Consider the following 15,957-nt stretch of genomic DNA (forward strand, 5'->3'; position numbering starts at 1 on the left):
ATATTTATTTTGAAGAAACATATGGTCTGATGACCTGATTAAAATCCGAGATAATTTTATATGCCTCTTCTTGGTTTTTTAAATTTGAAAAGGATAATATTAACCCTCCCAAATCTCTTCTTTCTATTTGCCGGTTTGAAATGCATCCAATTCCAAAATTTTCTTTTTGTGCAATTGTCATTAATTCCAGATCATTACATTTAATGCAATTCTTTAATAGCAATAATGTATTAAGTCCGTGATTGAAATTTTTTACATGGAATATATCTGAAACATATCTATTCAAGGCATTTTGCAAAAATATTTTTCTTTTTTTATAATTCATCCTCATTTTGTTCAAATGTTTGGCAAAATTACCGGAATCCATAAATTCGGATAATACAGATTGGTTTAATATTGGAAATCCATCTATCAATCTTTGATAAAAATCGGTTATTTTCGGAACCATATACTTTGGAACAATAAAATAGCCTAATCGTAAGTCGGGATTAATTAATTTACTGAAACTACCAATATAGATCATATTGGCGTTTCTATGATTATTGAGACTAGCGAGAGTCGGCAGCGGTTTATTATCATATCTGAATTCGCTATCGTAATCGTCTTCTATGATAAATGTACCGTTTTTCTCCGACCAATCTAATAATGTATTTCGATTATCATCTCCAAGGACGTAGCCCAGAGGGCTTTGATGATTGGCTGTGACGATAATAAATTTAACGTAGGGATGGTTTTTTAAAGCATCAGAAATTTGCATCCCGTTATGATCGACAGGAACAGCAACAATATGTGCACTTGAGCTTTTGACAATATCCAAAGCAGGCGGAAAACACGGGTCTTCTAAAAATACTGTGTCTTCCGGTTCACCAAGCGCTTGCATGAGCAAATTTAAGGCACCGCGAAAGCCGCTGCTGATGAAGATCTGATCGGGTTCGCAAACGATTCCACGGGACAGCCCAACGTAACGGGTGATGCTTTCTTTTAACTTTTTAAGCCCCGTTGAATGAGGATAAAACAACGCATTATGCGTTTCAGCAATCTTGCGCTTTGAAAGGCCACTCCAATATTTTGCGGGAAATAAATCAATGGCCGGTAAACCGATCTGGAGCTTTTTAAACGTCGTTCCTTCGGCATAAATGGACCGATGTTTAAAAGAATTGGTCGCGGTCTTCGTTCGTACGCTTGCATGGGCGAGGGAATGGCTTGCAACATATGTGCCGGAAGGCCCTCTGGAAACGAGATAACCATCTCCGATGAGGCGGCTATATACGCTTTCTACGGTATTTTTACCAACTCCCATTTCAAGCGAAAGAGCCCGGATCGAGGGAACGCGCTTTCCTATTTGAAAAGTACCACTGTCGATTAATGCAATGATCTGTTGGTAGAGGCTATCACCAATTCCTGTACGAGACGATTTAGGCGAATAGCTTGTGCCGATCGCGTCTATGTTTATAAGCTCGTTTGACATTCGTTTCCTAACCGTCAGAAATCATCATTCATAACAATTGATGAAAGAAATCAATAGTTATTGACATAGGATAGTCAGACCGACGACAGAAGAGCGAAAAAACTTGAGGCATTCATGAGAGTGAATTTTCTGCGTGACTTTGGTTTTTATGCCTTGAATAAAAGATAATCATGACAAGGAGACCCACGGCTCATCACAATCCTGTTTATCGGCATCGCTTGGAGGAATAGGCATTCTTTTAGAGGCCGTTGTCACTATTTGATAGGATGGAAAAAACAGCGGAACAATATCTTTTTCGAGTGACTTTGACGATCCGTCAATTCTTTAGTGTTTTGTCAAATATAAGGAGGTTCATCTTCATGCGGGCAAAGCCGTGGCTTTAGGTCATGCCGGTTTTATCCGATGGTTGAATTTTTATAAAAGCCGATGCCCACCTTCAATCCTTAACCACAATCCCTGAACAAGTTTTACGTTGATACGACCACAGATAATAATGCTGCATAAACGCGTCACGAATACTGCTAAAAACATACCAAATTGTTCAACCAGCCGGAGCCACTTCTCTCTATGTTATTTTGCGATGCCAAGTGTTGATAAATATCCTGATCGGCGGCATGTGGATTTACAATTTCCATGACAGCGCTCCAAACTAGAAACCATAAGAAACACATTTTACGTTTGTTTTGATGAACGCCCCATAGAAATGCATTCTTTGTATTTGAAAACGAAATGCACATGTCATTATCAAATTATCGGAATATGTCCCTATCGCAGTAAGCGCCTTTGCGACATTGTTTCGTTTCTGGAATTTTATAATGGTGAAGCATGTTTGACTTTTGCAAATCGTCGACGCAAAGGCGGGGCATATATTTTGCTAAAGTCGGTTTGGCTATCAGCTATCTTTCGGCTGTATTCGACCGTTTTGGTTTTTGGGGTCATCTTGGTGAAACAGGTGTTTCATGGGGTTCGATGACCCAATTTTTTAAACATGTCTCGACTCTGTGTCCTTGGGCTCCGGAAAACATGACTCCCGTTATTGGCTGGATGGTCACAGTTTTAGAGGCATTAATCGCTTTAGCCTATATTATTAACGCAAAGAACAAAATAATTAATTACGCAAATATATTTTTATTAATATTATTTATTATTAGTATGTCACTTTTTCAAAGCATAAAAATGATGATTAATTTTAATGTTATAGTTTGTTTATCGGCTGCGTTATTAATATATTTTGCAGACAATAATGAGAATAAGGAGAAGAGAATATGAAAAATCTCAGACTGAAATATTTTGACTTGTCACCAGAGCTGATGAGCGGTTTTAGAGCCGTGAAAGTCGCCCTTGAGAAAAGCGTAGTCGAACAAAAATTGATTGAATTGGTCTATCTCAGAGTTTCTCAAATCAATGGATGCGCATATTGCCTCAATCTCCATACAAATTCCCTGCTAAAAGATGGCGAAACGCAGCGCCGCATAGCGGAAGTGGCGGGATGGCGTGTGAGTGACCAATTTTCTGAAAAAGAACGGGCAGCACTGAACTGGGCAGAGCAGTTAACAAACATATCGACAAGCCACGCCGATGACGAGTCCTACGAGGCATTAAAAAAGGTCTTTAGTGACAAAGAAATATCCGACCTTACATTTGCCATATCGCTGATGAATGGAATGAACAGACTTGCCATTTCTATGCGGCAGTGAGGCGCATTACGTTCAATATTGAACAATTGATTGAAAGAAGGCGCAAGTTATTCACGGCTTGGAGATGAGGTGCAGGTCATTTCTTCTTCAAGCACTTTAAGTGCTTGTCCGGATAGGGATAGCGTCGAGGTCTATCTTAGGAAAGAAATGACCAGTGCGTAAGCGCAAGGTCTATAAAAGCTTGTCTTTCATTCTTTCTATGAAATTTATGAAGTCGTAAAAAACGTTGCGGCTCGGTATCAAGACGATCATATTTCTACAAAATCATTTGTTTATCTTTTGTTGATGTTTGTTCCGCAACCTTTATCCATTTTTCGGGTCTCGATAGCTGATGAACGAGATCTTTTCTCATTCATGGAAAATGCATGCCAGTGTGCTTGGTTAATCGCAAAGAAGTGGGAGTTTTCTTGAATTAACACCTATAGTCAGACTTGGTCTCAAAAACATTGCAAACTTGAAAATAGAGAAAATATCAATGCAACCTTCGCGGCTGATGTGGAAATGGAAGTTAGCCGAGTGAGCGCATTGCCGCCTTCAAAGTCGGTAACGGTTTTAGAGAGAATGTGACGATCAGACCGCTCATTACAGATAAAGCGCTGGAAAAGGTGGAAGAGCATCTAAAGGATGCTATGGAAAAAGCAGCACTTGATAAACGTGGAGAGACAGGCGTTTTATCCAATACTGATGTTCATTATTATGGGCCTGCTGCCAATGCGTGAAAAAACAGCAGATCTATTAAATAAATTAAGTAATGGAAACAAATATAGTGTTGAGCTGCAACGTCATAAGTATGATTTTGTCGGTGGGCTCATTGGTGGCAATCCTGCAACAATGTATAACGCACCCGAAGGTTATAACCAATTAAAAGCAATTGGCGGTATATTTGGTCTTGATGGAAAAGACTTCTCTGTTCATAGTTGTTATGGTCTTGGGAAGTCTGGTTGTGAGGTTAGTTATGGTTCTGCAAAATCTAAAATTATCAAAGCTCAAGGACGCTCGTTTAAAAATGTGGAAACAAATATGAAGAATAAAATTATTACATTACTATGCTTGTCGTCATTAAGTGTTTTTAGTGGTTGTGGTGTGTTTAAGCCTGGTTATATAGATCACGGCCCACCATCTCGTGCTGCATGGTTTCAAAAGCCAGGCGCAACACCGGAAGAAATATCTGAAGCAAGTGACAAATGTGAAGAACGCTATCCAGATGATCCAAAACTTGACCAAAATGTTAGACAGAATAACATTTTTAAACAAAGGTTTTGTATGGAAGATCAAGGATATTTTCCAAAGAGTGGAACCAGAGCGATAGATGCGTGTAAAAACTTTCATAATCCAAAAGTTCCCATTTGTGAGGCAAGGGGCGCTTATTAAAAAAGTATAAATTGTATTTTACAATTCGTATATTTTTTGAGGAAATTGAAATGAAAAACAAAACAACCGCTGACCATTCAGTTAGGGATAAAGGTTGGCGGTTGTTTGGCATTGAGCGTTAATTACTATTTTGAGGCTTATGACGCCAATTGAAAAGAAATAACAAGTAGAATTCAATATTCTGTCCACGGTTATGGTATTTGTCGAGTGCGCAATGCGTTTGTTCGAGCCTTAAAAGTGAGGCTTTGCGCATTACTGATGCCGATAAGGGCAATGAGATAATAAGCGAAAGTTCTTACAAGTGTCGTTCATGCATGAAAATGATATTATCAAAAAATAATCCAAGGTGAAGATTCAATGAGAAAATTTTTATCTCTTTTATGTGTCGTCCTTATGCTGAGTGGCTGTTGGCTTTCTCTCAACTTTAGTCAGGAAATTCAAGATAAATGGCGTGGGCAACCTATCGAAAATATCATTAAACGGTTAGGTCCATTCCATGTTGCACAAAATAAAAAGGGAGAAAAATATGTATACTGGGAACGATCTTTTCAAAAAAGTACACCTACAGGATATGAGTTAGCTTATTGTGAAGCCCGCGCGTTTTATGACGAGCACGGCAAAATCACAAGGCTGGATACTTATTCAAGAGGAGCTAATTGCGCTTTTGGTTTTAAAGACGCGCTAAAGTAGAACAGTTGTTATCGGTTGGTTTTTAATTTATTCAGCATGTAGAAAAATTGTCTTTATTAGGGCTGTTGTTAAAATGAAAAAACGTGCAATAACTATATTTGTTTTCATCGTTTCAGGTCTCTTCCTCACTGCTTGTCAACAAACCACTGCGACGTCGTCTCAAGAAAAACCGGCTATGGTAAAAAAAAGCGAAAAGCTTTGTGAACGACTAGGGTGTCATGTGACATATCACCCATAACCCTGAATTATTTTTATGGCCTTTACAGGCGTTGTCAGAATAAAGTTGTACTTCGGCAAAGACTTAACCCCTTAAAGACGAGATACATTTATGTTGGTGATTTTAGCGCGAAGAAGTCGAGCGACTGCATATTGCCAAACTTATGAAGAAAAAGGCTATAGAAGCAATATGACGGCGGCCTAACACCTTGAAGCCGGCAACCGGTCACCAAGTTTATCCCTATCTGCTGTGGCATCTGGCAGTAACACGCGCTAATCGGGTCTGGGCGAGGAGCATGAGCTATATTCCGATGGCGCGTGGTTTTGTTTATCCGCGTGGTTTTGTGGACTGGTTTAGCCGAAGGGTTTTATCATCAAGACTATCAATCACAATGGAAAATGCTTTCTCAATAGATGCAGTCGAAGAGGCTCTTACGTTAGGGTAAACCCGACATATCCAACACCGACAAAGGCTCGCAATTTACGTCGATGGACTGCACGGCAGCACTCAAGATCGCGCAAAGCGAAAGTTATAGCACGACGTCAGTCGGTTCTTCCATTTCGATCAGGAGCTTCATAAAAAGGAAGACTCTGTCTAAAGGCACTCGTGATCAGTGCAATTGATCTCTCCCATTTGCTTTTAAATACAATAAACAAAATGCTGTTTTTCCACTCTGGCTTGGAAAGACAACAGGATTTCGGACGACAATCCTTTCGAAGGAAATAGGGAGGATAGTTTCAAATCATGATTGATTGAAAGCATTATCAATCAAAAGCAATTCCCCTCACATTTTTTTAAAAATTGCAGGGATTGGTGTTTGTTTTTAAAAAATGGAAAAGTTTGGTGTTTGGAAAGTGTGGTGAAATGCCAAATTTAAAATGGCGCACCCGAAGAGATTCGAACTCCTGACCCCCAGATTCGTAGTCTGGTGCTCTATCCAGCTGAGCTACGGGTGCATTTTTGAAAAACACCAAATTGATGTTTCCAGCCAGTCTCATCGCTGACATCCAGTTTCGAATATCTTCAATCGACTGACAAGCGGTTTCCTAATTGGTTCGCGAAAGAAATGCAAGAGAAGATTTTATTTTTTTGTTCATTTGTGTCGCGAATTTTGCAGCTAAGCGCTTTGAAACCGGAAAATCTCTGTCGGAAAATTTTATGTACAAAATAAAGGGAGCTAAAAAACAACGGTTGAGGAGAAGCAAGAAGTTTTAAAAAAACTGCTTTAATAACAAAACCGCATTTTTAGAAAATTTTATAAAGCCGAATTAATTTTTTTAAAAAACCGGTATCGACCCAAAAACCGTGAATTTTCAAAAAAGACGCTCCGAAAAGCTTGAAAGGCGGAAACTCCGCTCAAAACGGCGGATCTATGTTCCCTCAATGTCTACGGCAAATACCGGCTGAAACAGCCTGCCGAGATGTCGACTGAAAGGCATTATAAAAAGGCCAGCTGAAAATTTTTTACACGCGAAACTTTGCCAACTTGTTTGGCTTTATGGCATCAATTGATATTCGTTAATTGGAATTCGTTCTGGTGGAAAAAACTTTCAGGAAAACGTCTCGTGAATACGCGTGAATAATTGAAAGAACTCGTGCGTTAAGCGTCACTCTTATCCGACAGCTTGATCAGGCGGTTTTTTCATTCTTTTGTCGATCTTCGCCATGCGAGGGCAGATCGGGAATGCGGATTTCAAAATGCGCGCCGCCGCGCTCTTCGTCAATCAATGTAATTTTACCGCCATGGGCGTTGACGAGCTCTTCACATATGGTCAATCCCAAGCCCGAACCGTTGCGGCTGGTTGAACCCTGAAATGGTGAAAACAGGTGTTCCTTGGCCTTTGCCGGCAGACCCGGGCCAGTATCTACAACATCGATAACTGCTACATTGTCAATACGGTGTCCGCTGATGGTGAGCTTGTTTTGAAGTTTTGCACTGTCTTCCCGTTCCAGCATTGCCTGAACAGCATTGCGGCATAAATTGGTGATAACCCGGTGGAGCTGTTCTTCATCCGCGTCGATCGTCATATCAACCGGTACTTCATTAACAAATTCAACCTGATCGGAACCGGGAAGGGTGAGCGATTCAAGGAGATCGGCCACTAGGTCATGAAGAAGAAGTTTTTTACGCTTTGGCGCTTCTTCCTGCGTGCGCCCGTAAGTGATAACGGTCTGGCTATAAATGACCGCCCGGTCGATAGCGCGGATAAGTTTCGGAGCAATTTTCTTCACCATCGGGTCTTTTGCGTCGGCAAGGTGATCCGACATCAATTGTGCGGAAGCGAGAATATTCCTCATATCATGATTGATTTTGGAAACCGCGAGCCCGAGATTGGCAAGGTGTTTCTGGTGGGCATAGCTTTTTTGCAATTCGCTTTCGATAACCGAAATACGTTTTTGCGTCATACCGAGTTCATCCCTGCGGGGTTCGGGCACCAGAATTTTGCTGGGATTATGCGGTTCTATCACAAAATCGAGCATATTGGTGTAGATATTCTGCAACGGGCGCACCAGCAGTTCGTGCACGATAAGGTAAATCGTCGTTGCTGCGACAATTGCAATGGTGAGAGAAATTACGACAAAATGCCACGAAAAATCGATCATCGCCTGCCGCAATTTCCTGTCGGCAACGGTGACTTCAAGCGTGATGTCTGTTCCTTCGATAGGACCGCGAAGGAGCAAAATATTGCTGCCTCCGAAATAGAGCGTTGTGAGAGAATCAAGCAAAGCTTTGGTTTCGCTATAATCAGGAAGATCAATGGTTTCATTGACCTTTTTCAAGTCCGGCGAAGTGGCAAGGTTCATTCTCTCGTCATTTCTGATAATGCTTATAGCCAAGGCATCAGTGGCGGTTAGAACATTTTTTTGCAAATTCGGGCTTAGGGTGATTTCGGGGCTTGAAGCCAGAATCATGCTGATGGCTTTGGCCGACTGGTGGTGGTCTTCAAGCCAGCTTTGTTGCATGCTGGCAATAGAGGGCATGAAAACCATAATTTCCGTGATGAAAACCGAAAGCGTAATGAGCAATAACAGCCGGACACGCATACGCCGATAGAAGGGTATTTTCTCATGTTCGCGATCAAGCGACATACCCGTTGTTATAGGCGCCGGTTCGCCGGTTATTCCTTCGTTAGTCATTCAACCTCTTCAGACGAGCGGCATTTTTAGCGAAATGTCGCGTCAGTTTTTGACCGATAACGAGTCAGTGCTGCCTTATAAAACCCGCATTTTAAATCCAGTCTATAAAAATCATTGATTAAGAACAAATTGTTTTTTGCGCTTATCCAATTGGTTATTTTCCGGTTGGAATTATTACCGAAATTTAACTGGACGAAAAAACGCAAATTTTGCATGAAATACAATGAAAAATCGTCAAAGACTTTTGGGAAAAATCGTCATTAAAGACTTTTGTAACCCGTTTGATGCGGCTTTGATGAACGTTTAAAATTGTAGAAGACTTTAAAAACAGAGTGACAAAAAACAGTATCGGATAATAATCTGTCCGGTTTTCTCATCCTTTGATGAAAGCAGCGCGATGAAACGCCCGTCTAAAATTACCATCGTTGTCATTATTGGTCTCGTTATTGTCGGCCTGTTTGTCTGGCAGGGCTTAAAGAACGGGAAAAATGTCGGGCACACCTCCGCATCGACCCCGAAAACAAACGAGGTGGTTGTAAAACCGGTAAGCCAAAAGCTGATCAATGACCGGTTAAGTGCCATCGGCACGGGAAGGGCACTTGCAACGGTTGCCGTCACCCCCTGGTCTAGCGGCGTGATGGACAAGATCTATGTAAGTGCGGGAATGCACGTCAATATTGGCGATCCGGTTGCAAAGCTTGATTCCGATAATGAAGAAATCGCCGTCGAGCGCGCCAAAGTGGAAGTCAATGATGCGGAATTGACCATGGCAAGAACGGTCAAGTTGCGTGCCTCCAATACAGCAACCGAAGTGCAGGAATTGTCGGCAAAACTTGCACTCGACAAGGCAAGGCTCACCCTGCGCGATGCCGAGCTTGCAGCTGATCGGCGCACAATCCGCGCGCCGGTAAGCGGGATTGTGGGTATTTTACCGGTTGACGCGGGAAATTACGTGACATCCGATACAACAATCGCCCGCATAGATAATCGCGACCATATTCTGATCGATGTCTGGGTGCCGGAACGTTTTGCACCACTCATTAAAATCGGCCAACAAGTGAAAGCCACATCTATTGCCCGCCCTGGTGAAGAATTTGTCGGCCGCATCAGCGCCATTGACAATATGATTGACGAGCAAAGCCGTACTTTGCGCATTCGTGCGGAAGTCGATAATGCTTCCGGTGTGCTTCAATCGGGCATGTCTTTTTCTGTGTCGCTTGCTTTTCCGGGTGACCCTTATCCGGCGGTGGACCCGCTTGCAATCCAGTGGAACGCCGAGGGTGCCTATGTCTGGCGGGTAAAAAATGGAGTTGTGGAGCATGTGCGTGTCGGCATTGTCCAGCGCAATGCGGATTCAGTGCTGGTCACCGGTGCACTTTATCAAGGAGATCTTGTTGTCACCAAGGGTGTGCAAAATCTGCAAGATAAAAGTGCTGTCGATATTATGCCGGATGAGGGCGTAAAAGAGGCCGGAAAAGACGTTTCTCTTGGCAATGAAAATAGTCATTCGGGTCAATCTGCTGGCAATAGCGAAGCCCGTGAAAAAGCAGTGGAAGAAAATTCGGAAAACGCCAAGAAAGCAGTTGCTGAACCTCATGAGGTGAAGGGGAACGAAAAGAAAACTCTTGACGGAGCAAGCCGGTAATGGCGGGCGCTTTTCAGAAATCCGGTGAACGCGAAAGGAATCGCGAAAAGGATAAAGGCGGGCTGGTTGCGCTTTTTATCCGCCGGCCGGTTTCGGCTTTCGTGCTCAATGTGCTCATCATGGTGGCGGGACTTGCAGCACTTCAGGGCATTGATGTGCGCGAATTGCCCGATGTCGACCGTCCGGTGGTAACAGTTTCAACCGATTTTGATGGTGCGGCGGCTGAAACCATCGACCGTGAGATCACCCAGAAGCTTGAAGATGCGGTGGCACGTGTTTCAGGTGTCAAAACCATATCCTCGCGCTCTTCTTTTGCCCGTTCGCGGGTAACGGTCGAATTTAATGACGGTGTCGATCTTAATGTGGCGGCAGCCGATATTCGTGATGCCATTTCGCGTGTTACCAATGATTTACCCGATGATGCCGATGCCTCCCGCATCATCAAGGCCGATTCCAATGCCGACGCGGTGATGCGCCTTGCCGTGACGTCAACAACAATGAGTGTCGATGATTTGACGGTTTTGACCGAAGACCAGATTGTCGACACACTTTCGGCCGTTTCCGGTGTTGCGGATGTGCAAGTCAATGGCGACCGTGACAAGATTTTCAGGATTGATATCAATCCGGCAAAACTTGCAAGTTATGGCCTGACCATTGCCGATGTCACGCGAACACTTTCCGATATGGCACTTGATGCGCCGGCCGGTTCGCTCAGAAGTTCCAATCAGGCGCTGGTGGTGAGAGCAACCGCCAATATTTCTACGCCGGAAGAATTCGAGAATGTTTATCTCAATAATCGTGTGCGTATCGGTGATATTGCCAATGTCACTCTGGGGCCGGATGTGGAAACCTCGATTGTGCGTGTGAATGGTAAACCCGGTGTCGGGCTTGGTATTGTGCGGCAGGCCCAATCAAACACACTCGATATTTCCGAAGGGATCAGATCGGCGGTTGACAATCTCAACAAAACGCTTCCCGAAGGCGTGCATATTACCATAACAAGTGATGATGCAAGCTTTATCAAAGGCGCTATTCACGAAGTCGAGGTGGCGCTTATTGTTGCGGTTTTAAGCGTTGTGGTGATCATTTTTCTGTTTTTGTGGGATTTGCGCGCCACTTTCATTCCCGCACTTTCTATTCCCGTCGCCTTGATCGGCACATTTGCCGCCATTTATCTTGCCGGTTTTTCGGTCAATATTCTAACCCTCCTTGCGCTTGTTCTTGCAACCGGTCTGGTCGTTGACGATGCGATTGTTGTTCTGGAAAATATTGTGCGTCACCGCAATCTCGGTGCCGGGCCGCGGGCTGCGGCTGTTATCGGCACAAGAGAAGTGTTTTTTGCCGTGATTGCCACAACGCTCACCCTTGTTGCGGTTTTCGTGCCGATTTCCTTTTTGCCGGGTCAGGCGGGCGGGCTTTTCCGTGAATTCGGTTTTGTGCTGGCAATTGCCATTCTGCTTTCGGCAATTGTGGCTTTGACACTTTGCCCGATGCTTGCTTCAAGATTTCTGAAAGATGTCAAAAAGCCTGCCGGAGCTGTTGCTGATAATGAGGGAAATTTAAACGGTGAGGAAAACCGGCGCGTTCAGGAAAATAACGGGCAGGAGGCCTTAAGCAACAGGCATTCCAAACCGCCATTGCTTTTGAAAATTGCCCATGCATTACAGAATTTTTATGCCCGCAGCTTGCACCGTGCTCTTGACCATCCGTGGATTGTGGTTTTGCTTTCAATCGGCTTTGTTATCCTAAGTGCAGGTGGATATATGACCTTGCGGCAGGAATTGACCCCGTCGGAAGACCGCGCACAAATATTTTTGCGCATCAACGGGCCACAAGGAATTTCTGTCGATTATCTCAATGATGAAATGCGCAAGATCGAGGATGCGCTTTTGCCGTTCAAAGAGAGGGGCGAAATCATCAATACCTATTCGGTATCAGGCACTTTCGGCTCGTCCAATAACGGTTTTCTCATGCTCAATCTTGCTCCCTGGGGCGAGCGTCACCGCAGCCAGCAGGAAATTGTTCAGGATATCAATCAAATAATGAAGGGTTTTCCGGCTGTGCGTGTCATTGCGGCGGAAGGTAATTCGCTCGGTATCAGAGGAGCAGGACAGGGCTTGCAATTTGCAATTCTCGGCACGGATTACGCCAAACTCCAGCCGGTTGCCGATGCACTGGTCAGAAAAATGCAGGAAGACCCGCGTTTTGTCCAGCCGCGCTTGAGTGTTGAAGCAACGCAGCCGCAATTGTTCATCGACATTAATCGCGAAAGGGCAACCGATCTCGGTATTGACATTACCGGCCTTGCCAATGCCGTGCAATCCATGCTTGACGGGCGCAAAATCGGCTCGGTCTATATTGGCGACCGCTCCTATGATGTGAAGCTTGTGTCGAATAGCACACCGGTCAATGACCCGACCGATCTTGAAAATATTTTCATGAAAACGGCAGACGACCGTTTCGTGCCGATGTCGGTGGTGACAACAGTTAAAGAAAAGCCGGTACCGCCGGAACTCGGGCGGGAATCGCGCATGCGCTCGATTGCCTTGACGGCAAGTCTTGCACCGGGTTTTGCACTCGGTGAAGCTTTTGAGCAGGCGCTTGACCTTGCAAAACCCATATTGCCTGCGGGAAGCTATATTATCCCGCTTGCCGAGGCTGCCACATTGAGTGAAACCTCTTCCGGCCTCATTATCGTCTTTGGCTTTGCCTTGGTCATTATTCTTCTTGTTCTTGCTGCACAGTTTGAAAGTTTCATTTCCGGCCTCATTGTCATGGCAACAGTTCCGCTTGGCCTTGGCAGTGCCGTTTTTGCCATGATGGTGAGCGGGGTAAGCCTTAATGTCTATAGCGAGATCGGGCTTGTGCTGCTTGTCGGCATTATGGCCAAAAACGGCATTCTGATTGTCGAATTTGCCGACCAGCTCAGAAACCGCAACCAGACTTTGCGCGAGGCGGTGGAAAATGCTGCCAATATACGTTTGCGGCCGGTATCAATGACAATGATCTGCGCCATTCTTGGCGGTGTACCGCTGATCCTTGCAAGCGGTGCGGGTGCGGAAGCCAGAATTTCTTTAGGCTTTGTGATTGTAGGCGGGCTTGGCCTTGCAACCATTGCAACGCTCTATGTCACACCCGTTACCTATCTCTTGCTTGGCCGCTTTATCCGCCCGAAAGCCGAAGAGGATTTCGAGCTTGAGGAAGAACTCGATGCCGCACAAAATGCCAAAACAACCGGATGACATATGAGCGTCATACGAAAAAACAAAATTTGCGCGGTCAAGAGAATAGCCGCAAGTGATAAGCCATTTTGCTAATCTATTGGCGGCATGCGATTTCTCACAAGCCTCAAGAAAAGCCGATAATAATGCCGTGATATAAGGCCTCGTTTAACTTTCTTATGAGCGAAATGGATAAAGGCAATTTTACCTCTTTCACTTCAATGTGTTTCATCTTAAATTCTATTTACACAATGGAGGGTAGCTTGCCATGTTCCGCAACGAAGAAAAATTCCGCGCCGCTTTTAACGCATTGAAAACCCATGCAAAAGATCCGGAGCTTGGCGATATTCGCTCACTTTTTAAAAATGACCCGCAGCGTTTCGAGCACTTTTCATTGCGGCTAGATGATTTGCTGTTCGACTTTTCCAAATGCGGGGTTACGGCGAAAACCTTGGAGCTTCTTGATAATCTTGCCGATGCTGCCGGTTTGAAGGAGCGGCGAGAGGCGATGTTTTCCGGCGAGCCGATCAATTTGACCGAAAATCGTGCGGTTCTTCATGTTGCTTTGCGGGCGCCGAAGGGGAGCACAATCATGCTTGGCGACAAAAATGTTGTCGAGGATGTGCAGTCGGTTCTCTCGCATATGGAAAAATTCTGTGAAGGAGTGCGCTCCGGTGCCTTCAAAGGCGAACATGGTGGTAAAATTACCGATGTTGTCAATATTGGCATTGGCGGTTCCGATCTTGGGCCCAAAATGGCAACGCTTGCTTTGAAGCCCTATCACGACGGGCCGGATAGCCATTTTGTTTCCAATGTGGATGGCGCCGATATTGCCGATACATTGTCGCGGCTTAACCCCGCAACAACACTGATTATCGTTTCTTCAAAAACCTTTACCACAGCCGAAACCATGACCAATGCGCATATTGCGCGCCAGTGGATTGCTGAAAAACTGGGCGAGATGGCCGTTTCAAAACATTTTGCCGCAGTTTCGACTGCGCTTGATAAGGTGGCTGATTTCGGCATTGACCCGTCGCGTGTTTTCGGCTTCTGGAACTGGGTTGGCGGGCGTTATTCCGTCTGGTCGGCAATCGGCCTTTCGGTGATGATGGCAATCGGGCCGGAAAATTTCAGAAAGTTTCTCGCTGGCGGCCATGCAATGGATGAACATTTCCGCACAGCACCTTATTCTGAAAACCTTGCCGTCCGGCTGGGGCTTATCGGTTTTTATAATCGCGTCATCTGCGGTTGTCCCACACGTGCTGTCATTCCCTATGAGGATCGTTTGTCGCGTCTACCCGCCTATCTCCAGCAACTCGACATGGAATCGAACGGCAAACATGTGACCATTGACGGCAAACCGGTTACAATGCCGACCGGCCCTGTTGTCTGGGGAGAGCCCGGAACCAATGGGCAACATGCTTTCTTCCAGCTTTTGCATCAGGGGACCGATATTATTCCGGTCGAATTCATTGTTGCTGTGAACGGGCACGAAGAAAACTTGCGCCACCAGCATGATATGCTTCTTGCCAACTGCTTTGCCCAATCGGAAGCACTGATGCGTGGTCGCAGCAAAGAAGCAGCAAAAGCAATGTTAATGAAAGGCGGTATGAGTGAAGCGGAAGCCGAAAGGCTAGCCCCGCACAAAAGCTTTGTCGGTAACCGTCCGACACTGACGCTCGTCCATGACAAGCTCACCCCCTTCACATTGGGGCGGTTGATTGCACTTTATGAACACAGGGTTTTTGTTGAAGGCACACTCATGAACATCAATTCCTTCGACCAATGGGGTGTGGAATTGGGTAAGGAACTCGCAAATGAATTGTTACCCATGGTTTCCGGACATGAAAGTGCCGACGGCCACGATAGTTCGACAAGCGGTTTGATTGCTTATGTCAAAGAGCGTCGCACGCGCTGAAAACGAGAATCTGAAAAGATAGAAGGCAGCGTATCCAAGAAGGCGCTGCCTTTAAATCGGGTTTGTCTATAAATCCTATTTTTCTTTTCCGTCACATTTTACTTTCATTTGTGACATCCCGCTCACGCCTACATCCCGTTTTGTCCAATAAGCCTTTTGCGATATTTCATTTTGTCGATATATTGGCCTATCTGGCAGATCGGCTTTCCGGTTGCGTTTCGCGAATTTGCAATCATGCTTTACAAAGTTAACTCATTCTGCCTTTGAAAGAGTCACGTGATAGTGCAATGAACAAGGATGACTTTTGCCAAAGCTGTTTCCCGCGAGGGCTTTTTCCCGTTTTTAGGTTAGGCAAAAAATGGTCTGCAAATGGCCGACGGTCGTGATCGGCGTATATTTTTAAAATTCCGGTTTTGAAAAACTCCGGTTCAGAGAAAACTTGAAAGCCATGTGAACAAATCTCGCCCAAAGAGCGGTATTTTTGTTTTGTCACATTTCGATGCAGCGGGGTTTAAGTAAAGGAAAAATAGAAAAGTGTTTTTCCGATAATCTCTTTTTTGATGGCAAAGCCGAAAACTAAGGGGCACTCAAA

Annotated in this window: 10 protein-coding genes, 1 tRNA gene and 1 pseudogene; 9 read left to right on the forward strand and 3 right to left on the reverse strand. The window is 44.7% G+C overall.

Features of this window, described 5'->3' with window-relative positions:
* Window positions 1-4 precede the first annotated feature (4 nt).
* Window positions 5-1,468, reverse strand: coding sequence for a PLP-dependent aminotransferase family protein (locus tag H3V14_RS04125; RefSeq protein ID WP_198226843.1), 1,464 nt, complete (start codon window positions 1,466-1,468; stop codon window positions 5-7).
* Between the two features lie 825 nt (window positions 1,469-2,293).
* On the opposite strand from H3V14_RS04125, the gene H3V14_RS04130 reads away from it, so the two are divergent.
* From H3V14_RS04130 to H3V14_RS04155, 6 genes and pseudogenes are all read left to right on the forward strand, one after another.
* Window positions 2,294-2,737: a hypothetical protein gene (locus tag H3V14_RS04130; RefSeq protein WP_198226845.1), complete on the forward strand. Its 444-nt coding sequence runs from the start codon at window positions 2,294-2,296 to the stop codon at window positions 2,735-2,737.
* On the forward strand, window positions 2,734-3,165 hold the full coding sequence (locus H3V14_RS04135; RefSeq protein WP_246785006.1) for a carboxymuconolactone decarboxylase family protein: 432 nt from the start codon (window positions 2,734-2,736) through the stop codon (window positions 3,163-3,165). The genes H3V14_RS04130 and H3V14_RS04135 overlap by 4 nt, the downstream gene beginning before the upstream one ends.
* A gap of 563 nt (window positions 3,166-3,728) precedes the next feature.
* A complete protein-coding gene (locus H3V14_RS04140; RefSeq protein ID WP_198226847.1) occupies window positions 3,729-3,884 on the forward strand; it encodes a hypothetical protein in 156 nt (51 codons plus the stop codon).
* Window positions 3,877-4,536: a hypothetical protein gene (locus H3V14_RS04145; protein WP_198226849.1), complete on the forward strand. Its 660-nt coding sequence runs from the start codon at window positions 3,877-3,879 to the stop codon at window positions 4,534-4,536. The genes H3V14_RS04140 and H3V14_RS04145 overlap by 8 nt, the downstream gene beginning before the upstream one ends.
* Before the next feature lie 357 nt (window positions 4,537-4,893).
* On the forward strand, window positions 4,894-5,226 hold the full coding sequence (locus tag H3V14_RS04150) for a hypothetical protein (RefSeq protein WP_198226851.1): 333 nt from the start codon (window positions 4,894-4,896) through the stop codon (window positions 5,224-5,226).
* A 350-nt stretch (window positions 5,227-5,576) separates the two neighbouring features.
* Window positions 5,577-5,964, forward strand: a pseudogene (locus H3V14_RS04155) (DDE-type integrase/transposase/recombinase); the annotation flags it as partial.
* Between the two features lie 358 nt (window positions 5,965-6,322).
* Here the strand turns inward: H3V14_RS04155 and H3V14_RS04160 are convergent.
* Together H3V14_RS04160 and H3V14_RS04165 are read right to left on the reverse strand one after the other, a co-directional pair.
* Window positions 6,323-6,399 (reverse strand) — tRNA-Arg (locus H3V14_RS04160).
* Window positions 6,400-7,072: 673 nt separating this feature from the next.
* On the reverse strand, window positions 7,073-8,581 hold the full coding sequence (locus tag H3V14_RS04165) for a HAMP domain-containing sensor histidine kinase (protein WP_198226853.1): 1,509 nt from the start codon (window positions 8,579-8,581) through the stop codon (window positions 7,073-7,075).
* 397 nt (window positions 8,582-8,978) lie between these two features.
* Here H3V14_RS04165 and H3V14_RS04170 point away from each other — a divergent pair, with 397 nt between their 5' ends.
* The 3 genes from H3V14_RS04170 (at window position 8,979) to pgi (ending at window position 15,365) form a co-directional block, all read left to right on the forward strand.
* Window positions 8,979-10,226, forward strand: coding sequence for an efflux RND transporter periplasmic adaptor subunit (locus H3V14_RS04170; RefSeq protein WP_198226855.1), 1,248 nt, complete (start codon window positions 8,979-8,981; stop codon window positions 10,224-10,226).
* On the forward strand, window positions 10,226-13,468 hold the full coding sequence (locus tag H3V14_RS04175; RefSeq protein ID WP_198226857.1) for an efflux RND transporter permease subunit: 3,243 nt from the start codon (window positions 10,226-10,228) through the stop codon (window positions 13,466-13,468). The genes H3V14_RS04170 and H3V14_RS04175 overlap by 1 nt, the downstream gene beginning before the upstream one ends.
* 247 nt (window positions 13,469-13,715) lie before the next feature.
* Window positions 13,716-15,365, forward strand: coding sequence for a glucose-6-phosphate isomerase (gene pgi / locus H3V14_RS04180; RefSeq protein WP_198226859.1), 1,650 nt, complete (start codon window positions 13,716-13,718; stop codon window positions 15,363-15,365).
* The last annotated feature ends 592 nt before the right edge of the window (window positions 15,366-15,957 follow it).

This window comes from Bartonella sp. W8151 (assembly GCF_016100385.1).
Lineage (GTDB): Bacteria > Pseudomonadota > Alphaproteobacteria > Rhizobiales > Rhizobiaceae > Bartonella > Bartonella apis.